Source organism: Streptomyces sp. NPDC048637, assembly GCF_040650675.1.
GTDB lineage: Bacteria > Actinomycetota > Actinomycetes > Streptomycetales > Streptomycetaceae > Streptomyces.
Genome location: NZ_JBEZHQ010000004.1, coordinates 48,978 through 68,905, shown reverse-complemented (window position 1 = coordinate 68,905; position 19,928 = coordinate 48,978). Strand labels below are relative to the sequence as shown.

The window sequence follows — 19,928 nt, the reverse complement described above, 5'->3', positions numbered from 1 at the left end:
CTCGCGTACGAGAGGAGCCGTCCCGGGGGAGTGCGGCCCCGGGACGGCTGCCGGCCTCAGGCGGGCGTCCCCGCCGGTGCCGCCACCGGACGGGTCTGGCGGGTCCGGTGGGCCAGAGTGGCCTTCCGGGTCGCCACATCGACGGTGTACGCATCGATGGTCAGCCGCGCGCCGGACACCTTCAGCACCATGAACCCGTGGTCGGAGAAGTTCTGCCAGGCCGCCGGGTGCCCGAAGTGCGCCGTGCCGTCCTCCGTCTTGGCCGACGCACCGCACACCACCTGGCGGGTGCCGCCCGTACGGGCGGTCGGTTCCAGGATCTGCAGCGTGTGGTCGTGACCGGACAGGATCAGATCGGCCCGTCCGCAGACCACGTTCTCGTACATGTCCTTGAGGTGGACACCGCTGGTGTAGTTCCCGATCTCGAAACCGTCATAGGAACCGGCGCTGCCGTGCTTGCCGTTGTTGAGGTACGGGTGATGGCCGATCACCACTTTCCAGCGGGCCCGCGAGGCGCGCAGCGCACCGTCCAGCCAGCTCCGCTGCTCGCGCATGTACGGCCCGTCCCAGCGGTAGTGCGGGTCGAGCTGGGCCACATACGACGACCAGGGAATGGTGTCGATGGCGAAGAACTCCACCAGCGGGTCGGCGGCCGGCAGCGGCACGCTGTAGTAGCGGCTCGGCATGTACCAGCGCCGTGACGTGGCGGCATAGGCGACCTCGCGGTCACCGCGGGACGGGTCGCCGCCGCTGCCGGGGATCAGCCCGGAACAGTCGTGATTGCCCAGCACCATCAGCCACGGCACATCGATACCGCTGTTCGGCTTCTCGAACTTGTCCTGGAACTCCGAGTCGTCGTCGGATTCCGGCCCGTTCTCGTAAATGTTGTCGCCGAGCCCCACCGCAAGACCTATCCCCTCGGTCCGGCAGAGGTCCCGTGCGGCGGCCGCCACCGCGTACTGCGCCTCGTCCCCCGTCCCCGCGTCACCGGTGACCAGGATGGCGAACTCGCCCTTCCCATTGGGGTGTTCGGGGAACGGGAAGGCTTCCGGGCCCCCGAGGCGGGGCGCGGCGGACGCGGGCGACTGGCCCGGCGAAGGCAGTACCGCGAGCGCCGCGCCGGCCATCGCGCCGCCCAGCAGGGTCCGCCGGTTCACCCACTGCGGAACGCGCCCCGTCGTCCGCATCGACGGCCCCCCGGCCGTCGTCTCCGACCCGGCCCGCAGCCACTCCCGCTCGGTCATGTCCGCCTGCGGCGGGATCAGTTCGTCATCACACATGTCTGGTTTTCTTTCACGGTCGCCAGAGGTGATGGTGACGAAATGATGAAGCGGAGGTGGACGTATGGCGATCGGAAGCCCCTTTGCTACGCGTCGGTAACCACGCGTATCCGGGGGGCCATCAGGGGGTGAGCGATCCCCGCGTCAGGGGGCTGGAAGGCAGGGTGAGATGCTCCCGCAGACGTCCGGCCGGACGAGTGGCATGGCGGGCGGTGATGTCCGGTTCCTGTCGCGCGGAATTCACGGACGGTTCGCGATTCACGGACGGTTCGCGAGGCGGCGCAGGGTCCGGCCGAGATGGCGGACGTACTGGCGCTGGAAGACGGGGACCAGCGGGCCGGCGAGACGGGTGATCGTCCGGGCGGGCCGGCTGAAGGCGGTCACCGTGAACCAGACCGAGCCGTCCGCGCGCAGCTCCGCGACGAACGCCTCCTCGCCGCACTGGGGATGCCCCTTCCGGGCCCCGTATCCGAACCCGATGCGGTGCTCCTCGGCCACCGTCCACACCACGGTGCACGGCGCCCGCAGCCGCAGCGGGCCGAACCCCAGGGAGACCTCGACGTGCACGCCCGGCGCGGCCCGTGGGGCGTCGGAGCGGATACCGGTGCCGGCCGCGCGATGCATCCGGAAGGTGGTGATCGCCTCGCCCGCCGCGGTCAGCACTGCGCGGCCGTGCCCGAGCGGCAGCTCCTCGTGGAGGTGGCGGTAGCCGGGCGGCAGCGGGGTGCGCCGAGTGCCGCCCTCCTCGGGGTAGTTCAGCTCGCGCATGCTGTGCTCCTCGGGGACGGGCGGCGACGGCGGGGCAGAGCGACGGTACGCGGCGGGCCGCAGGCGTTCAACGACGTCGGCCATCGGTGGGGTGGCGGGTCCGGCGGCTGTGGCCCGCCGACGTCGGTCGCCGTCAGCCGATGTCAGCTGATGTCAGCCGCCGTGACCAGGGCCGGAGCGGGAGGAATCCGGAGCGGACCCGGGACGGAGCGGCTCCGTGGGGGCCATGGCTCCCGGTTCCCGGCTCCCGTCCGGCGCACCGTGCCGCCCCGCCCCCGCGGTGAACCGCGCCGCACCCGCCGTCGCCTCGGGCAGCACCGACTGCCCGTAACGGAGTTCCGCGGCCATCGCCGACTCCTCGTCCCGGCCCTCCTGGTCCAGCAGGGAGGCCCGGTCGCTGCGCAGACACGCCTGCGGGAAACGGGCGATCTCCGCCGCCAGCAGCTCCGCCTCCGCGCGTGCCGTCCCGGCCGGCACCACACGGTGGACGAGACCGATGTCCAGCGCCTCGGCGGCCGGGACCGGACGCCCCGTCAGCACCAGGTCCATCGCCCGGCTCGCACCGATCAGCCGCGGCAGCCGCACCGTACCGCCGTCGATCAGCGGCACGCCCCAGCGCCGGCAGAACACCCCGAACACCGCGTCCTCCTCCGCCACCCGGAGATCGCACCAGAGCGCCAGCTCCAGACCGCCGGCCACCGCATGCCCCGAGACCGCCGCGATCACCGGCTTGCCGAGCCGCATCCGGGTCGGCCCCATCGGCCCGTCCCCGTCCGGGGCCACACGATTACCGCGCCCGGTGCCGATCGCCTTCAGATCGGCACCGGAGCAGAACGTCCCGCCCTCGCCCCACAACACCGCGACCCGGGCCTCCTCATCGGCGTCGAACTCCCGGAAAGCATCGGCGAGTTGACGGGCCGTCGCCCCGTCCACGGCATTGCGGGAAGCGGGCCGGGACAGCACCACCGTCGTCACCGGCCCGGCGCGCTCCACCCGTACGGACATCAGGACGCGTTCCCGGCCATGCCCGCCGCATCCGGCCGGGCCCGCTCCAGGATCGAGGTCAGATCGGCGCCGGCCGGCAGGGTGCCGAAGGCATTGCCCCACTCCCCGTCGAGCCGCGAGGCGCAGAACGCATCGGCGACCGCCGGGTGGCTGTACCGCACCAGCAGCGAACCCTGCAGCACCAGCGCCATCCGCTCCGCCAGCGACCGCGCCCTCAGCTGCGCCTGCTCCGGATCGGTGAGCCCGCCGAGCATCTTGCGGACCCCGGCCACCGCCGCGTCCAGCCGCCGGTCGGCGCCCGCCGCGGTCTCCACCTCGGCGAAGAACGCGTCCAGCGCGGCCGGCTCCTTGCCCAGCGCCCGCAGTACGTCGAGCGCGGCGACATTCCCCGAGCCCTCCCAGATGGACAGCAGCGGCGCCTCCCGGTAGATCCGCGGCATGCCGGAATCCTCGACGTAGCCGTTGCCGCCCAGACACTCCAGTGCCTCCGCCGCATGGGTGCTGCCCCGCTTGCACACCCAGTACTTGCCGGCCGCCAGCGCCAGCCGGCGCAGCGCCGCCTCCCCGGTGTCCCCGGCCTGCGAGCGGTCCACCGCCGCCGCCAGCCGCATCCCCAGCAGGGTCGCCGCCTCCGACTCGACCGCCAGATCGGCGAGCACCGAACGCATCAGCGGCTGGCGGTCCAGCTCCCGCCCGAACGCCCGGCGGTGCGCGGTGTGGTGCAGCGCCTGCCGCAGCCCGGCCCGCATCCCGGCCGCCGACCCCAGCACACAGTCCAGCCGCGTCATGTTCACCATCTCGACGATGGTCCGCACCCCACGGCCCGGCTCGCCGACCGGCCAGGCCACCGCCTCGTCGTATTCGATCTCGGAGGACGCGTTGGAGCGGTTGCCGAGCTTGTCCTTGAGCCGCACCAGCCGCATCCCGTTGAGCGTGCCGTCCGGCAGCACCCGCGGCACCAGGAAGCAGCCGAGCCCCTCCGCGGTCTGCGCCAGCGCCAGAAACACATCGCTCATCGGCGCCGAAGTGAACCACTTGTGGCCGGTGAGGCGGTATGTGCCGTCGCCGGCCGGCACCGCGCGGGTGGTGTTGGCCCGTACGTCGGAGCCGCCCTGCTTCTCCGTCATCGACATACCGGCGATCAGACCCGACTTGGTCAGCGGCGCCCGCAGCCCGAAGTCGTAGCTGCGGGCGGCGAGCAGCGGCTCGTACTGCGCGGCGAGATCGGGAGCGGCGCGCAGCGCGGGCACGGCGGCGTAGGTCATCGAGACCGGACAGCCGTGTCCCGCCTCGGCCTGCGACCAGACATAGAACTTCGCGGCGCGCACCAGATGCGCCCCGGAGCGGCCGTCGGTCCAGGGCGCGCCGTGCAGCCCGTGCTCCACCGCGACGGTCATCAGCTGATGCCAGGCCGGATGGAAGGCGACCTCGTCGATGCGGTGGCCGAACCGGTCGTGGGTGTGCAGCCGAGGCGGCTGCTCCTCCGCCCAGCGGGCCTGCTCCTGCACCGCCGCGGAACCGGCCAGCGCGCCGAGCTCGGCCACTTCCCGCACGCCCCACTCGGCGCCGTCCCGGCGCAGCGCCTCCAGCAGGGCCGGCTCGTCCGCCGTGCTGAACCCGGTCAGCGGCGGGGCCTGATTCACGACTTCATGGGTGACGGTCATACCGTTGACGTTACAGAACACCGACAGTCGTGGGAAGGCTGTAATGCCGTCCGGGCCGCCCTCGCTAGAATCTCGGGCACATATGAACGACGACCACACCCGCACGATCGACGACACCGGGGCCGCCGCGCTCGCGCTACGGCCGCTCACCGCCCGCTCCATCGTGCTGAGCACCCTCCTCGGGCATCACCCGCCGCGGCTGCCCGCGCGTGCCCTGGTGCGGGTCGGCGAGCTCTTCGGTATCGCCGAGGGCACCGTCCGGGTCGCGCTCTCCCGGATGGTGGCCGCCGGTGACCTGCGGCAGGCCGAGGGCGCGTACGCCCTCACCGCCCGGCTGCTGGCGCGCCAGACCCGGCAGGACGAGAGCCGCTCACCGCGGACCCGCCCCTGGAACGGGGACTGGGAGATCGCCGTCGTCACCACCGCGGAAGGCCGCCCGGCGGCCGAGCGCACCGCGCTGCGCCAGGCCATGGCGACGCTGCGGCTGGCCGAGCTCCGCGAGGGCAGCTGGCTGCGCCCCGCCAACCTCGACCGGCCCCGCCCCGCCGTCGTCACCGACCAGTGCACCTGGTTCAGCGGCACCCCGGACGGCGACCCGGCCACGCTCGCCGGCCGGCTGTGGGACCTGACCGGCTGGGCCGGACGGGCCCGCGCCCTGTCGGCCGCACTGGACCGCGCCGGCACCCACGCCGACCGCTTCACGGTCGCGGCGGCCGCACTCCGCCATCTCCTCGCCGACCCGCTGCTGCCCGCCGAGCTCCTGCCGGAGAAGTGGCCGGGCGAACAACTCCGCCGTACCTACGCCGAGTTCGAAACCGAGCTGCGCGATCTGCTACGGCAGTACCTGGCCGGCTAGGAGTAGGGGCCGGGCCGGGCAAACCGCTGCGAGCGTGACGGTGGCTGCGTGGTGGCAGACCTCCGCGCGTTTCCCGTCAAACCGCTGCGAGCGTGACGGTGCCTCCGTGCTGGCAGACCTCCGCGCGTTTGCCGTGTCCCATGGTCATGCCAGGGCCGCGAGCGCCTCCTCGGCCAGCCCGGCCAGATACCGGGGGCAGCCCCACGCATCGGCACCCCGGACGTCCGCCGGGGCATCGAACTCACCCGGTGCGTAGAGGTGGTTGAGGTGGGCCTGGAAGTCCGGGTATTCGGGAGGATGGGCATCGCCGTGCGCACACGCCGTGCCGAACGGGACCGTCCGGACGCCGACGAGTACGTCCCGGATCTCCTCGCCCACGTCAGGAGCCAGTTCGACCGCCTCCGCGCACCACAGGACGAGGAGCAGCAGCACCAGACGCTCCCGCGGGTTGCCGTCCCCCGTGGCCGTGTACCGGCGGGCGGCCCAGCGCACGGCGTTTTCGGCCTGCCATGACTTGTCGTACTCCGCCTCGTCGAAGCAGTGCGTGAGCGTGCCGATGTCGAGCCGCCCGTCGGGGTGGGTGTACTCGTCGTCCAGGAGGTGGTCGTCCCGGGTGCCGAAGAGCGAGTCCCGCGCGTAGCGCAGATTGCTCAGCGCCTCGTCGGCGAGATCGCGCAGGAAGTCGTGGCACAGCCACCGCTCCGGAGGCGCGTCCGTGTGCCACGACCTGAGCTCGGCCCGTCCGCCGGGACTGCGCAGGTAGTAGCCGGTCATGGCGTTGGCGCTCGGGTCGCCGGACAGATCGGGGTGCTCGGCGGTGGTCCGCGCGCAGGAAGCGTCGGCGAGCAGGGGCAGCACCGCCTCCAGGCCCGCGATCATGTCGTCCAGCACGTGCCGCTCGGTGATCCGGCCGGACGCCGCGTACCACTGGCTCGCGTGCAGGGTGACGACGTGGCCGGCGAGCACGCCCTTCGTCGGATGGCGGGGGAGGGCGCCGGCCTGGAAGGACAGCTCCTCGCCGGGGTCGCCGTAGGGGTGGTCGTTGAGGACCGAGGACAGGCTACCCAGGCTGCTCGTATGGGCGTCGGGAATCAACCCGGGTATGCCGCTCACCGTGAACGGGGCGAGGACGTCGGCGGTGAGCCGCGCAAAGCCGGCCACGTTGGCCGGGCACCGCCAGGCGTCGTCCTCGGATGCCTGGCCGGCCAGGCTCGTCAGGTCGGGCCCGGCCAGCCACACCTCGTCCGCCACGAGCCCCTTCAGCGTGTCCTTGTACGGGTGGGAGGGGTGGGCGCAGGGCGGGTCCCCCAGCGCCCGGTCGACGGCGAGCAGAGCCGTCAGAGCGCTTCGGGCGGCTTCCTGTCCCGGCTGCCAGGCGAGGTATCCCGCCATCCGCACCAGTCCGAAGGTCCACAGATGCGCCTGCTCGCCGCTGGGGTCGGCGAGCAGGCGGCGGGCGCAGTCCTGTACGAGCAGGTCCGCTTCGGCGCGATCCGAGGCCGCCGAGACGTGCCCCCAGGTCTCGATGAGCCGCTGTGTCCGAGCGGCAGGAGTGTCGATCATGCTCAGGAGGACGACGCGGTGCCCACGCGGGGTTCCTGGCCGTCCGGGCGGACCGCGTCCGGTGGATCTTGGCCGGTGGCTCGCGGCCGCCGGGGCGTACTTCACAAGACACTCATTCCTCACCATAGCGGGTGTATTGCCATGAAAGGGGCGGTGGCGAGGTGGCAAGTCGGGGCATTTCGGGCCCGAGCAAGATCCATCCGGGCCTGACCGGGGCGGCCGGGCGCCGGTTTGTATCCTCGGCAGGCAGTACCGAAGCCCTGGGTGCCGACCCCGCGGCGCCACCGGCCTGAGAGGAAACACCATGACCACCGAGCTGAGCGCCGACGCCCTGAGTGGGCTCCTTGAGCGGGCCCGCAAGGACTATCAGGATCTCGCGGGGCGCGGCCTCTCGCTGAATCTCACCCGGGGCAAGCCGGCGCCCGAGCAGCTCGACCTCTCCGAGGATCTGCTGAGCCTGCCGGCCGGGCGGCACACCGCCGCCGACGGCACGGATGTGCGCAACTACGGTGGTCTGCAGGGGCTGCTGGAGCTTCGGGAGATATTCGCCGAGGTGCTCCAGGTGCCGGTCGGGCAGCTCCTCGCGGCGGGCAACTCCAGCCTTGAGCTGATGCACGACTGCCTGGTGCACGCCCTGCTGAGCGTGCTGCCGGGGGCCGAGTCGCGGTGGGTGGAGCAGGAGCGGATCGCGTTCCTGTGCCCGATACCGGGCTACGACCGGCACTTCGCGCTCTGTGAGCGGTTCGGGATCGAGATGATTCCGGTCCCGATGACGGCCGAGGGGCCGGACATGGCGGTCGTGGAGCGGCTGGTCGCCGAGGACCCGGCCGTCAAGGGCATCTGGTGCGTCCCGAAGTACAGCAACCCGGACGGGGTCTGCTACAGCGACGAGACCGTGGCGCGACTGGCCGCGATGAGCACCGCCGCACCCGATTTCCGGATCTTCTGGGACAACGCGTACGCCGCCCACCACCTCACCGACGAGCCCACCGAGATCGCCGATCTGCTCGCCGCCTGCGCGGACGCCGGGAACCCGGACCGGGCCTTCGTGTTCGGCTCCACCTCGAAGATCACCGCGGCGGGCGCGGGCGTCGCCTTCTTCGGCTCGTCGCCCGCGAATGTGAAGTGGCTGCTGGCCAACAACTCCAAGCGGTCGATCGGCCCGGACAAGGTCAACCAGCTGCGGCACGTGCTGTTCCTGCGGGACGCCGACGGGGTGCGGACCCACATGGCGCGCCAGCGTGCCCTGCTCCAGCCGAAGTTCGAGGCGGTGGCCCGGATCCTGGAGGCCGAGCTCGGCGGCACCGGACTCGCCCGGTGGACCGACCCCAAGGGCGGTTACTTCGTCACCCTCGACGTGCCGGACGGCTGCGCCAAGGAGGTCGTACGCCGGGCCGCCGAGGCGGGCATCGTGCTGACCCCGGCCGGCGCCACCCACCCGTACGGCGACGACCCGCGCGACGCCACCATCCGGATTGCGCCCAGCTACCCGGGCCTCGCGGAGCTGGAGCAGGCCATCGAGGGCCTCGCCGTCTGCGTCCGGCTCGTGGGCTACGAGCAGCAGGCCGGCTAGAGCCCTTCCGGTCGGCCGGCGCGGCTCAGGACGCGTCGGCCGGCCCCTTCCGCCGCCGCAGCTCGTAGCCGGCCAGTACCACGGCCACCGTCAGCAGACTCAGCCAGAACTGCGACCGGCTGTCCGGCAGGTACGCCATCGCCCCGATCACCGCCGCCATCAGCGCAATGGTCAGCCTGCTCAGCCACGGGAACAGCCACATCTTCAGCGTCAGCCGCTCCGGCTCCGTACGCTCCAGCTTCCGCCGCATCCGCACCTGGGCGAGGGCGATCGCCAGATAGACGAACAGGGCGACCGCGCCGTAGGAGTTGATGAGGAAGCGGAAGACGACATCGGGGGAGATCCAGGCCGCGATCACCGACAGATAGCCGGCCGAGGTCCCGGCCAGCAGCGCCCGGCGCGGCACCCCGCTCGCGCTGACCTTGGTGAAACCGCGCGGCGCGTCCCCGTTGCGGGTGAGCGCGAACAGCATCCGGGAGGACGTGTAGAGCGCGGAGTTCAGGCAGGACAGCACGGCGATCAGCACCAGCGCGTTCATGACCGTGCCGGCCGCGGGCACCGCGAGCCGGTCCAGCACCGCCGCGTACGGACTCACCTCGATCGCCTTCGACGTCCAGGGCACCACCGTGACCACCAGGAAGACCGACAGCACATAGAACGCGACCACCCGCAGCACGATCGAGCGGATCGCGTCCGCCACCGCCCGCTCCGGCTCGACCGACTCGGCGGCCGCGATCGTCACGATCTCCGCGCCGGTGAAGAACCCGATGCAGGGCACGACGGCGGCCAGCACCGCGCCGACGCCCTCGGGCGCGAACCCGCCGTGCCCGGTCAGATTGCCCAGCCCGCCGGGGGCGTCCGGCCACAGCCCCAGCACGAACAGCGCGCCGAGAAAGAGAAACACCACGATCGCCAGGACCTTGACCGACGAGAACCAGTACTCGAACTCGCCGTAGGAGCGGGCCGAGACCATATTGGTCGCGGTCAGCAAGGTCATCAGCACCAGGCTCACCGCCCACAACGGCACGCCCGGAAGCCACAGTTGGACGATCCGGCCGCCGGCCACCGCCTCGACGGCGACCACGATCACAAAGAAGTACCAGTACAGCCAGCCGACCGTGAACCCCGCCCGCAGCCCCAGCGTCTCGCGGACATGGGCGTAGAACGACCCCAGCGCCGGGCGGGCGACGGTCATCTCGGCCAGCATCCGCATGATCAGTACGGTGAGCACGCCGGCCGCCAGGAACGACAGCACAGCGGCCGGACCGGTGGACCGTATGACCACCCCGCTGCCGACGAACAGCCCGGCCCCGATGACCCCGCCCAGCGCGATCAACTGCATATGGCGGCGCCTGAGCCCCTGCTGCAGCCCGCCCGGCGCGGCCGGCGCCCCGTCCCGTGTGGTGCTGTCGTCCCGTACCGTTCCCGTGCTCATGGGGCCGACGCTAGTGGGCCAGTCCTTCGGCGCTGTTGCCGCAGTGTTTCAGCACACGGGAGGGTGCGGCGGGGGCCGGAGCGGCCCGTGCGCGGCGCTCACCGCGGCAGGACACACACCGGCACCGGAGCGGTGAACGGCGCACCCGCGCGCTCCAGCGCCCCGGTCCGGGCGTCCACCGCGAACACCGTCACCGAACCCGACTTCTGGTTCGCCGCGAACAGCCACCGCTGATCCGGCGAGAAGGCGATCTGCCGGGGAAAGTCCCCGCCCACGGGCACGGTGTCCAGCAGCCGCAGCCGGGCCCCGCCCGCCTCCACGGCATAGCGGGTCAGGCTGTTGTGCCCGCGATTGGCGAGATAGGCGAAACCGCCGCCCCGGGTGACCAGGATCTGTGCGGGATAGCTGGTGCCCGGACCGGTACCCGTGGACTGCGGCGCGCCGGGTGTGAGCCGTCCGCTCCGGCGGTCGTAGCGGCAGACCACGACCGTGTTGTCGACCTCGTTCGCGAGGTACGCGAAGCCGCCCGAGGGATGAAAGGTCAGATGCCGGGGACCGGCCCCGGGCCGCAGCGCCGCATACGACACCTGGGTGAGTTTCCCGGCCGGGGCGTCCAGCCGGTAGGTGTAGACGGTGTCGTTGCCGAGGTCCACCGCCAGCACATGGCGGCCGTCCGGGGCGGTGAGGATCTGGTGGGCGTGCGGCCCGTCCTGCCCGGGGCCGGGCGGCGGGCTGGAGTGGGTGACCAGATCCGTGCGCTCGCCCAGGGCGCCGGTGGCCGGGTCGACCGGATGCACGGCGACGCTGCCGGAGAGGTAGTTGGCGCTGAGCAGCCAGCGCCCGCCGGGATGCACCGACAGATGGCAGGGGCCCGCGCCGCCGGTGGACCGGGTGCCCAGCACCGCCGGCCGGCCGTCCGGCCGCAGCGCCATCGCGGTCACCCCGCCCTGCTCCTGCTCATCGACCGCGTAGAGCGTCCGGCCGGAGGGCGCCAGGGCGAGGTACGAGGGATCGGCGACGCCGGTCACCACCCCGCCGGCGGTGATCCGCCCGGTGACGGAGTCGTACGTCCCGTAGCCGACGCCGGTGCCGCCGCCCGCGACCGAGGTGTAGGTCCCCAGGAAGAGCGGCCGGATGCGGGGCGGACGGGGCCCCGGGCGGCGGGTGTCCTCTGCGGGCTCGGTGTCCTGCGCCGACCGCAGTCCCGTCCCGGCCGCCGCGGCCAGTCCCAGGCCCGCGACGGTGCCGAGGAACCGCCGGCGGCCCGCGCCGTTCCCGGTCTGCTTTCCCGTGCCTTCTGCTCGCATGCCACACCTCGGTGCTCGCGGTAGGTGGTCCGTGCTCGGGTGGTTGTCAGCAGGGTGTCCCGTCCTGCCCGGCTCCGGCAAGCAGAGCATCCCGCGGAGCGCGGTGCACGGAGCGCGCGCGGTCCCCCATCGGAGGGAGGCCCCTGACGTGCCCCTACATCCCCATGATGACCATGAACCTCCTCCGTAGCACTCGAGTCGTACAGCACAACCCATACGCGGACGGATTCGCTGCACCCTGCACCACTCGTAGGTTTGGTGATCAAGGCACGGAGATGATCGAGAGGCCACGGATATATGTACGGCAAGGCATTCGCCCCGGAATACCAGGGCGAGTTGGGCTCGGCGCTGGGCGTGAACTCCTCCTACGAGGAGGTGCTGGCGACGGCGAGCCGGGCGCACGCCGACGCGGGCACGCCACTGGAGCGGTCGCGGGCCGCACTCGCGGTCGCCGAGGCCAACCGCCGGCTCGGCCGGGTGGCGGAGGCGGGCGACGCCTGGCGGGAGAGCTACCGCAGCGCCCGCACGGCCGGTGACCAGGGCGCCATGGCCTGGGCCCTGTGGAGCGGCGGCACCCTGGCCCGCCAGTGCGGGACCCTGCCGCTCGCCCGCCGGCTGCTCACCCATGCCGTGGCGCTGGCCGACGGCAGCGGCGACCGCCTCGCCCACGGCTACTCGCTCGCCGGCCTCGCCGAGACCGGCCGCATACAGGGCGACTACGCCGCGGTCGCCGAGCTCCACGAGCAGCTGCTCGAACAGGGCCGGGCGCACGGCGAGGCCCGGCACATGGTCTGGGCGATGTCCGGCATAGCCCAGATGCACCGCAACACGGGCGGCTACGACAAGGCCCTGGAGCTGTTCGAGGAGTCCGCCCGGATCGCCGCCGAGGCCGACGACGCCCGCGGGCGCGCCTGGTCGCTGCGCGGCGTCGCCGATGTCCTGTCCGTACAGGGCGAGACGGACCGGGCGCTGGCGCTGCTGTCCGAGGCGGAGACCATCTGCCGCACCATGGACCTGGCGAGCGCGCTCGCGTACAACCACAAGATGCGCGCCAACGTCCTGTACCGGGCGGGCCGTTACGAGTCCGCGCGGGAGACCTACACGCTCTCGCTGCAGGAGTTCAGCGACATGCAGGAGCCCCGTGGCGTGGCCCTCTCCCGGCTCGGCCTCGTCAAGTCCCGCACCCGCCTCGGCCGCGACCGGGACGAGGCACTGGCCGAACTGGCCTCCCTGGAAAAGGACTTCGCGCGCATCGGACTCCGCCATGCGCGGGATATGGTCATCGCCTTCCGTGCAGAGCTGACCGAGTCACCGGCGGCAGAAACTCCCGCTCCTCGGTGCGATGCCACCACGCCCCGGTATCCCGCAGTTCCCGCCAGGTCGTGAAGCGGTAGCGGAAGACCCGGGCCCTGATCCGGGCCGGCGGCAGATCGGGGAACGGATTGACACGCAGCAGCCGCAGCGTGTCCCGGTCGTTCTCCAGCAGCCGCGCCACGAACGGCACGAACCACGCCCGTGCGTAGGCCGGCGACAGGGCGGCGAACCACATCAGCCAGTCCAGCCGCAGGTGATACGGCGCGAACTGACGCGGTAACCGGCGCACCTCGCCCGGCTTGCCGTGGAACTCGTACGCGCGCCAGGTCGTGTCCGGCCCGGTCACCGCGTCCGCCGTCCCCTCCACCACGATCTCCCGGCGCACCCGCGTGATACTGCCGAACGCGCCGTACGAGTTGACCAGATGCAGCGACTCGTAGGACGTGTTCATCAGCTGCTGCCGGGCCAGCAGATTGCGGGCCGGGCGGTAGCTGAGCGCGAGGACCCCGGCGGTGGCGAGGAGGACCAGGACCTCGAACCACACGGGCGGCGCCGGGAGCGGCGCGGAGGGCTGCGCCCACAGCGGTGCGGCGGCCGACATGGCGAGCGCGATGGTCACCCAGTTCAGCCAGGCGAAGTTGCCGGACACCACCAGCCACAGCTGGGTGACGACCATCGCGACCGCCGCCCATCCGGCGATCGGCTGCGGGGTGAACAGCAGGACCGGCACGACGAGTTGGGCGACATGGTTGGCGGCCACCTCGACCCGGTGGAGGGGCCCCGGCAGATGGTGGAAGAACCAGCTCAGCGGGCCCGGCATCGGCTGGGTCTCATGGTGGTAGTAGAGGCAGGTCAGATCCCGCCAGCAGCTGTCGCCGCGCATCTTGATCAGCCCGGCGCCGAACTCCACCCGGAACAGTACCCATCGCAGCAGCCACATGACCGTCACCGGGGGAGCGGTCTCGGCATTGCCGAGGAACACCGCCAGCGAGCCCGCCTCCAGCAGCAGCGACTCCCAGCCGAAGCCGTACCAGGTCTGCCCGACGTTCACGATGGACAGATACATCACCCACAGCACGGCCCACAGCACCATCGACGCCCACAGCGGCACGGCGTCCGCGGCCCCCGCCGCCACGGCCGCGGCGAGCAGGACCCCACCCCATGACCACAGCGCGAAGAAGCGGTCCGAGTAGTGCCAGTGAAAGACCGAGGGGGCCGCGCGGAACGGCACCATCGCCACGTATGCCGGCACCGGCAGCATGCCGCGCGCACCGATCAGCGCCCGGAACTGCCGCACCGCCGCGAGGAACGCGACCACATAGAGAACGGCCAGCATGCGCTGGAAAACCAGCCGCCCCAGCCAGTATCCGGAATCCGAGAACCATGCCACCCGCCCATGGGTAGCACCGTGGCCGCGCGCTCTGCGGCATGGCGCGCGGCCCCGGAGGCTGGATCCCCCGCTCACTCTCCAGCGTAGGGACCCGGGCGAATGCAGCAACCGCAGGGCCATTGGAGTGAGTGATGTGCATCACAAATTCCACCCCATTCCCCGTCAATCACGGGGGGCGGTATTCGCGCTTTTCGAGGACTTGACTTTCTCGCCGGAAAACGTCGAGCGCGCCGCGTGCGGCGTCGTTACTCTGAGGGGCGACGGACGACCTTTCTGGGAGACGCCAACACCATTGGCCCGTCGCGGGAACGCCACAAACCTTGGCTGACCTCCCGGTTTGTGAACAAGGCGCCACCGCGTCGGAACCAATACCTCGATGAAGGAGTGCGTGGTGGCATTGCACAAGGCTCAACACAAGCAGCCCCGTTTGAAGCAGGGCGAGCGGCCCGGCCGGATCAAGGAAGTCCGCAACCTGGAAGCCTGGGACCGCTGCGCCCCGGTGCGCCTGGCCGGCTGCGAGGACGATCCCGCCGAGCCGAACATCTTCCGCGGTATCGACTGATCGGCTGATCGCAGGTGTGGCGCCGGCCCTGACCCGTGGGCCTCCTCCTCCGGGTCAGGGCCGGCGCCCGAGCGGGCACCGCGGCCGCGCCGCCGGGTGAGCCGTAGAGCAGCCGACCCGAACGGCCCAACCGGGCGCGGGCGATTCCCGCCCGCGGTCAGTCGGCGTAGAGCTGACGCCGCGGCACGATCTGCCGGTCCTGGCTCGGGCTGGACCACAGCAGCTTCATATGGGCCTCGCCGGTCTGCTCCGTGTAGTCGATCCGGATGCGGTGCCGGTGACCGGCCTTCAGGGTGATCGTCCCCTTGTCGGCCTTCGGGCCGTGCGGGGTGGTGCTGTCGATCACCGGCTTGCCGTCGATCCACAGCCGCACGGTGTCGTCCGAGACGGTGGTGAAGGTGTACGTCTCGTCGTAGCGCGGCTGGATGCTGCCGGTCCACCGGGTGCTGAAGCGACCGGCGGGGATCTTCGGGTCCGGTGAGCCGTCGAAGCGGTAGGACTTGTTCACCGTCGGATCGACCGTGGTCACCGCGGGCGGGCCGGTGAAGGAGTCATTGGCCCAGCTCCGCGCCGTCAGCCCGGTGCCGGTGCCGGCGGGCGCCGCGGCTGGCGGGCGGACGGTGAGCCGGATGACGCTTGCGCGTGGATCGGTGGCCGCGCCGGACGGCGTGAGATCGAAGCCGTCCCCGGACCGGGCGACCTTCACCTGCTGGGAGCTGCCCAGCACCCGGGCCGCGGTGATGTCGAACGGTGCCCTGGCCGTGAGGTGGAGGGGAGCGCCGGCGGCCGGCCAGGAGGTGACGGCGGCATACAGCTCGTCGCCCCGGCGGGAGACCGCACCCCACGGCGGGTCCGCCACCAGCCCGGTGTGCCCGGCCCCGTACACCGCGTCGCCCTGGCCGTGCGCGGCCAGCCACCGGCCGGTCTCGCGCAGCCGGTCGACGGACGGCTGCGGGATGCGCCCGAGTCGGTCCGGGCCTACGTTGAGCAGATAGTTGCCGCCGCGGCTCGCCACGTCCAGCAGGTTGCGCACCACGGTCGCCGAGGACTTCCAGTGGGTGTCGTACTTGGCGAAGCCCCAGTGGTCGTTGAGCGTCATACAGCTCTCCCACAGCTGCCCGTCGACCGGCTCCGCGGGGATCTCCTGCTCCGGTGTGCCGAAGTCGCCGTCGACCACCTCGCGCTTTCCGACACGGTTGTTGACGATCAGACGGGGGTTCAGGGCGTGCAGATACGCCTGGAGATCGGCACCGTCCCGGCGTGACCAGGGGTTGGTGGGGTTGTCCGTGTCCCACTCGCCGTCGAACCACAGCAGCGCCGGGTCGTAGGTGTCGATCAGCTCCTTGAGCTGGCCGTACATCCGCTTCTTGTAGCGCGGGAAGGTGGCCGGGCCGGCGAAGTCCGGGTCGTGCCAGTCCCAGATCGAGTAGTAGAAACCCAGCTTGATCCCGGCGGCGTCGGCGGCCTTCTTCAGCTCGGCGAGGATGTCGCGGTGCGGGTCGAAGGAGGAGTGGTCACGCAGATTCCAGGTGTTCTGCCGCGTCGGCCACATCGCATAGCCGTCGTGGTGCTTGGAGGTGATGACGATATAGCGCTGACCGGCGTCCTTGGCCGCCCGGACGATCGCCCGGGCGTCGAAGGCGGACGGGTTGAAGGTGGCGGCCTGCCGCTCGTACTCCTCGTCCGGGATCCGGCACTCGCGTTTGATCCACTCCGCGTTGCGGCAGACCGTGCCGTCGGGCCGGGTGTACTCGCCCTCCAGGTTCGAGTACGCGCCGAAGTGGATGAACATCCCGAAGCGGCTCTGACGCCACCACGAGGTGCGCGGCGAGGTGAAGGGATCGTCGGTCGCGTGGTTGGTGCCGGGACCGGCGGCGGGCCGGGGCGGGGGCTTCGCGGCGGCCACGGGGCCGCCGACGGCCAGCAGCAGGGCGCTCAACACCCCCGCCAGTCCCAGCAGCCCGAACGGTCTTGTGCGGCTGTGCATCGCTCGCTCCTCGGGTCAGTTGGTCACGTACGTGCCTCCTGTGCCATCCCGCATGGTGCAGCCCCGGCACCCGGACCGGAAGACCCCGGACGCGACAAACATCGGAGCATCTTGGGGTGTGGAGCGGTGAGTTGGGGAAGTTGGCGGGTGGAGGGCCAGGAGACCTCGGACCTAAGAGGGGCGGGGGGAATGGCCGAGAAGGGGGCATCCGATGGCCCGGCACAAGGCTGACGCAAAGTCAGTGCCCTGGCGGGCACCGCCACTTGCCGGTTCAATTGGCCTTCCGGTCGCACTCACTGGAGGCACCATGGAAGCCGTCGCCCGATCCGCCGCCGGCGCCCCGGTCATCCGCTGCGCGGGCCATGAACGCGACTATCCGGCCTTCCTCGAACGTGCGGCACGGATCGCCACCGGCCTGGCGGAATGGGGAGTTGAGCCCGGCGACCGGATCGCCGTCGTGCTGCGCAACGAGCCCGCCCATCTGGAGATCACCGCCGGGGCCGCGCTGCTCGGGGCCTCGGCGGTCCCCGTCAACTGGCACTTCCGGCACCACGAGCTGCGCCATGTGCTCACCGACAGCCGCAGCAAGGTCGTCTTTGTGCACACCGACCTGCTGGCCGGGGTGTCCGCCGCGCTTCCCGACGGCGTACGGATCGTCGAGGTGGCCGTCCCGGCCGGTGTCGCGGCCGCCTGTGGGATCGCCCTGTCGCCGTCCACCGGTGCACACCCGCTGCTCGACGACTGGCTGGACGGCTGCGAACCGCTGCGGAAGGCCGCCGTGGAACGCCCGGCCACCGTGATCTACAGCTCCGGAACCACCGGACGTCCCAAGGGAGTTCTGCGCGAACCCGTCGCCGCGGACCGGCTGGAAGAAGCAGTGCTGCGGTTCCTGGAGTACTTCGCCGTCGCCCCCGGCGGCCGTACGCTCATCCCGGCCCCGCTCTACCACGCCTCGCCCAGCCAGCACGCCGTCCTCGCCCTCGCGGCGGGCCTGGACATCACCCTGATGCCGCGCTTCGACGCCGAGGAGTTCCTCCGGCTGATCGCACACCACCGCATCGAGCAGGTCCAGGTCGTGCCCACGATGTTCGTCCGGCTGCTGCGCCTGCCCAAGGACGTCCGCGAGCGCTACGACCTGTCCTCGCTCACCTCCGTCGTCCACGCCGCGGCGCCCTGCCCGCCGCACATCAAACACGCCATGATCGACTGGCTGGGACCGGTACTGCGGGAGTACTACGGCGGCAGCGAGACCGGTGCCGTGACATGGTGCGACAGCCCGGAGTGGCTGGCCCACCCCGGCACCGTTGGACGGGCCACCGGAACCTGCGGGGTCGCGGTCCTCGGCCCCGGCGGAGCGCCGCTGCCGACCGGCACCACCGGCGACATCTACCTCAAACCGGCCGACGACTGGCCCCGGTTCACCTACCTCGGTGACCCGGACAAGCGCGCCGCCATGGAAGCGCCGGGCCTGCCCGGGTACGTCACCATCGGGGACATCGGCCATCTCGACGCCGACGGCTATCTCTACCTCAGCGACCGCCGCAACGACATGGTCATCTCCGGCGGCGTCAACATCTACCCCGCGGAGATCGAGGGCTGTCTGCTCGCCCTCGACGGGGTCCGTGACGTGGCGGTCTTCGGCATCCCCGACGAGGAGTTCGGTGAGGTCCTCGCCGTGCATCTGGAGACCGAAGCCGGCGTGCTGCTCAGCGCCGAGACGGTACGGGCCCATGTCGGTGCGCGGCTCGCCGGATACAAGGTCCCCCGGGCCGTGGTCTTCGAGGAGCGGCTGCCGCGTGATGAGTCGGGAAAGCTCTTCAGGCGGCAGCTGCGGGATCCGTACTGGGCGGGTCACGACGGCGCGATCTGAATGTGCCCCGCCCGGCGGCCGTCCCGGTTCAGCAGCTCCCTCCGTCGAGGATCGGGATCAACTGCTCCTCCTCATAGGTGAGATGGTTTTCCACCTCCTCCGTGAGGCGCTCAACTTCGGAGAGCACCTGCTGCGGATCCGCATCCTCGGCGGAGATGACTTTCTGCAGGGCGGCGAGGAGGACCGCGAGTTTCTCGTGTTCCTGGTGCATTCGCTCCAGGGCCGGTGTGAGTTCGGGGTGATACCGGCCGAGCATCGGAAACATTCCGGCGTCCTCACCGGTGTGGTGATTGCGCAGCCCCTGGCAGAGGGTCAGACAGTTCACCCGTAGCTGGGCGCCGAGACCGGGTCCCGATGCGGCGATTTCCTCGCGGATCAGGGCGAGTTCCCGGCGGAATCCGTCGTGCACCGCCTTGAGTGCCGCGCCCACCGAGGAAGCCCTGATATTCGGCGGCCCGGCAGGGATTTCCTCCAGGACCACCACGGGAAGGATGCGCTCCGTCTTCTCCTGGTAATCGGACCATCCGGGATCGGTCTCGGCCGCGCGGGCGAAGGCGCGGTCGCGGTCGGCGCCTTCCAGGACAGTGGCCTGCGCCTCGTAGGTGAAGACGCCTGCCTCGACGGTGACGCGGGGATGGGCCAGCAGATTGTGGTACCAGGCCGGGTGCTTCGGTGCGCCGCCTGCCGAGGCGATGACCAGGACGCGTCCGTCGCCGTCGGGAAGGTAGCCGAGCGGGGTGGTGTGCGGGGCGCCGGACCGGGCGCCCGTGGTGGTCAGCAGAAGCAGTCGGCCGCCCTCGAAGGGGCCGCCGACGCGTCCGCCGTTGGCGCGGAACTCCTCGATGATCTGTCGGTTGAAATCGATCGGCATATTCGGTGTTTCTCCAGGATGGGGGAGTGCGGGTGCGCCCGCGGAGGCAGGGCGAGGAAGCCCTGCGGACGAGGCGGAGAACCGCTCGTCGGGCAGGGCGAATTGACCACGGGCGAAAGGAATTCGGCGTGGTGCGGAGCGCCGCTAAGGCGGCAACGGAAAGGCGGAAACGGAAAGGCGGAAACGGAAAGGCGGAAACGGAAAGGTCGCGGACGCGCGGAAGGTCGCGGTTACGCGGAAGGTGCGTGCGGAAGAGGTGCGCAGGCAGGGTGGAACCCGTGCGCGGATCACAATCCGCAGGCAGAAGATGGGCGCGAAACGCGCGAGAACTCAAAGAGCGGAGGGGCGGGCCTCTGGGCGCCCGCCTGGCGGTCACGTGGTGACCGGGAACCTCACTCGCTCATGGCACATGGCCGACCCGGTAGTCACGGTGACAAAGGTAATGCCGCAAAGGGGCGAAGGCAACGGCAGAGCGAAATTCGG

Annotated in this window: 15 protein-coding genes; 5 read left to right on the top strand and 10 right to left on the bottom strand. The window is 71.4% G+C overall.

Features of this window, described 5'->3' with window-relative positions:
• Positions 1 to 56: 56 nt before the first annotated feature.
• The 4 genes from AB0C46_RS07725 to AB0C46_RS07710 all read right to left on the bottom strand — a co-directional run bounded on the left by AB0C46_RS07725 (position 57) and on the right by AB0C46_RS07710 (position 4,717).
• A complete protein-coding gene (locus tag AB0C46_RS07725; protein ID WP_362826546.1) occupies positions 57 to 1,280 on the bottom strand; it encodes a metallophosphoesterase in 1,224 nt (407 codons plus the stop codon).
• 258 nt (positions 1,281 to 1,538) lie between these two features.
• Positions 1,539 to 2,048 carry a DUF1990 domain-containing protein gene (locus AB0C46_RS07720; RefSeq protein WP_362826545.1) on the bottom strand — a complete coding sequence of 170 codons (510 nt, stop codon included), beginning with the start codon at positions 2,046 to 2,048 and terminating at the stop codon, positions 1,539 to 1,541.
• Positions 2,049 to 2,201: 153 nt separating this feature from the next.
• The gene (locus AB0C46_RS07715; protein ID WP_362826543.1) at positions 2,202 to 3,053 is read right to left on the bottom strand and encodes a crotonase/enoyl-CoA hydratase family protein; all 852 of its coding nucleotides are present in this window, start codon (positions 3,051 to 3,053) and stop codon (positions 2,202 to 2,204) included.
• Positions 3,053 to 4,717, bottom strand: a complete 1,665-nt coding sequence (locus AB0C46_RS07710) for an acyl-CoA dehydrogenase family protein (protein ID WP_362826541.1) — start codon at positions 4,715 to 4,717, stop codon at positions 3,053 to 3,055. Before AB0C46_RS07710 ends, AB0C46_RS07715 begins: the two co-directional genes overlap by 1 nt.
• An 82-nt stretch (positions 4,718 to 4,799) precedes the next feature.
• Here AB0C46_RS07710 and AB0C46_RS07705 point away from each other — a divergent pair, with 82 nt between their 5' ends.
• The gene (locus AB0C46_RS07705; protein ID WP_362826540.1) at positions 4,800 to 5,573 is read left to right on the top strand and encodes a PaaX family transcriptional regulator C-terminal domain-containing protein; all 774 of its coding nucleotides are present in this window, start codon (positions 4,800 to 4,802) and stop codon (positions 5,571 to 5,573) included.
• Positions 5,574 to 5,717: 144 nt separating this feature from the next.
• Here AB0C46_RS07705 and AB0C46_RS07700 read toward each other — a convergent pair whose 3' ends face one another.
• Entirely contained in the window at positions 5,718 to 7,136 is a 1,419-nt protein-coding gene (locus AB0C46_RS07700; RefSeq protein ID WP_362826538.1) for a hypothetical protein, read from the bottom strand.
• A 304-nt stretch (positions 7,137 to 7,440) separates the two neighbouring features.
• On the opposite strand from AB0C46_RS07700, the gene AB0C46_RS07695 reads away from it, so the two are divergent.
• Positions 7,441 to 8,709 carry an aminotransferase class I/II-fold pyridoxal phosphate-dependent enzyme gene (locus AB0C46_RS07695; RefSeq protein ID WP_362826536.1) on the top strand — a complete coding sequence of 423 codons (1,269 nt, stop codon included), beginning with the start codon at positions 7,441 to 7,443 and terminating at the stop codon, positions 8,707 to 8,709.
• Between the two features lie 25 nt (positions 8,710 to 8,734).
• Here the strand turns inward: AB0C46_RS07695 and AB0C46_RS07690 are convergent, their stop codons facing one another.
• Complete coding sequence (locus tag AB0C46_RS07690; protein WP_362826534.1) at positions 8,735 to 10,144, bottom strand: amino acid permease; 1,410 nt, start codon at positions 10,142 to 10,144, stop codon at positions 8,735 to 8,737.
• 98 nt (positions 10,145 to 10,242) lie between these two features.
• Positions 10,243 to 11,451: a lactonase family protein gene (locus AB0C46_RS07685; protein WP_362826532.1), complete on the bottom strand. Its 1,209-nt coding sequence runs from the start codon at positions 11,449 to 11,451 to the stop codon at positions 10,243 to 10,245.
• A gap of 297 nt (positions 11,452 to 11,748) precedes the next feature.
• On the opposite strand from AB0C46_RS07685, the gene AB0C46_RS07680 reads away from it, so the two are divergent.
• Positions 11,749 to 12,837 (top strand): tetratricopeptide repeat protein, encoded by a 1,089-nt coding sequence (locus AB0C46_RS07680; RefSeq protein ID WP_362826531.1) that lies wholly within the window; start codon positions 11,749 to 11,751, stop codon positions 12,835 to 12,837.
• Here the strand turns inward: AB0C46_RS07680 and AB0C46_RS07675 are convergent.
• Positions 12,731 to 14,155, bottom strand: a complete 1,425-nt coding sequence (locus AB0C46_RS07675; RefSeq protein ID WP_362826529.1) for a lipase maturation factor family protein — start codon at positions 14,153 to 14,155, stop codon at positions 12,731 to 12,733. The two genes, AB0C46_RS07680 and AB0C46_RS07675, sit on opposite strands and share 107 nt — an antisense overlap.
• Before the next feature lie 391 nt (positions 14,156 to 14,546).
• On the opposite strand from AB0C46_RS07675, the gene AB0C46_RS07670 reads away from it, so the two are divergent.
• Entirely contained in the window at positions 14,547 to 14,717 is a 171-nt protein-coding gene (locus AB0C46_RS07670; RefSeq protein ID WP_167551408.1) for a hypothetical protein, read from the top strand.
• 157 nt (positions 14,718 to 14,874) lie between these two features.
• Here AB0C46_RS07670 and AB0C46_RS07665 read toward each other — a convergent pair whose 3' ends face one another.
• Positions 14,875 to 16,704 carry an alpha-L-fucosidase gene (locus tag AB0C46_RS07665; RefSeq protein WP_362826527.1) on the bottom strand — a complete coding sequence of 610 codons (1,830 nt, stop codon included), beginning with the start codon at positions 16,702 to 16,704 and terminating at the stop codon, positions 14,875 to 14,877.
• Between the two features lie 307 nt (positions 16,705 to 17,011).
• Between AB0C46_RS07665 and AB0C46_RS07660 the strand changes: the two genes are divergently transcribed.
• The gene (locus AB0C46_RS07660; RefSeq protein WP_362826525.1) at positions 17,012 to 18,574 is read left to right on the top strand and encodes an AMP-binding protein; all 1,563 of its coding nucleotides are present in this window, start codon (positions 17,012 to 17,014) and stop codon (positions 18,572 to 18,574) included.
• Positions 18,575 to 18,602: 28 nt separating this feature from the next.
• Here AB0C46_RS07660 and AB0C46_RS07655 read toward each other — a convergent pair whose 3' ends face one another.
• Entirely contained in the window at positions 18,603 to 19,445 is an 843-nt protein-coding gene (locus AB0C46_RS07655; protein WP_362826524.1) for a nitroreductase/quinone reductase family protein, read from the bottom strand.
• Positions 19,446 to 19,928 lie beyond the last annotated feature (483 nt).

Coding starts and splice junctions, on each gene's coding strand:
- AB0C46_RS07725 (WP_362826546.1), bottom strand. CDS start 1,280: ATGTGTGATGACGAACTGATCCCGCCGCAGGCGGACATGACCGAGCGG.
- AB0C46_RS07720 (WP_362826545.1), bottom strand. CDS start 2,048: ATGCGCGAGCTGAACTACCCCGAGGAGGGCGGCACTCGGCGCACCCCG.
- AB0C46_RS07715 (WP_362826543.1), bottom strand. CDS start 3,053: ATGTCCGTACGGGTGGAGCGCGCCGGGCCGGTGACGACGGTGGTGCTG.
- AB0C46_RS07710 (WP_362826541.1), bottom strand. CDS start 4,717: ATGACCGTCACCCATGAAGTCGTGAATCAGGCCCCGCCGCTGACCGGG.
- AB0C46_RS07705 (WP_362826540.1), top strand. CDS start 4,800: ATGAACGACGACCACACCCGCACGATCGACGACACCGGGGCCGCCGCG.
- AB0C46_RS07700 (WP_362826538.1), bottom strand. CDS start 7,136: ATGATCGACACTCCTGCCGCTCGGACACAGCGGCTCATCGAGACCTGG.
- AB0C46_RS07695 (WP_362826536.1), top strand. CDS start 7,441: ATGACCACCGAGCTGAGCGCCGACGCCCTGAGTGGGCTCCTTGAGCGG.
- AB0C46_RS07690 (WP_362826534.1), bottom strand. CDS start 10,144: ATGAGCACGGGAACGGTACGGGACGACAGCACCACACGGGACGGGGCG.
- AB0C46_RS07685 (WP_362826532.1), bottom strand. CDS start 11,451: ATGCGAGCAGAAGGCACGGGAAAGCAGACCGGGAACGGCGCGGGCCGC.
- AB0C46_RS07680 (WP_362826531.1), top strand. CDS start 11,749: ATGTACGGCAAGGCATTCGCCCCGGAATACCAGGGCGAGTTGGGCTCG.
- AB0C46_RS07665 (WP_362826527.1), bottom strand. CDS start 16,704: ATGCACAGCCGCACAAGACCGTTCGGGCTGCTGGGACTGGCGGGGGTG.
- AB0C46_RS07660 (WP_362826525.1), top strand. CDS start 17,012: ATGGAAGCCGTCGCCCGATCCGCCGCCGGCGCCCCGGTCATCCGCTGC.
- AB0C46_RS07655 (WP_362826524.1), bottom strand. CDS start 19,445: ATGCCGATCGATTTCAACCGACAGATCATCGAGGAGTTCCGCGCCAAC.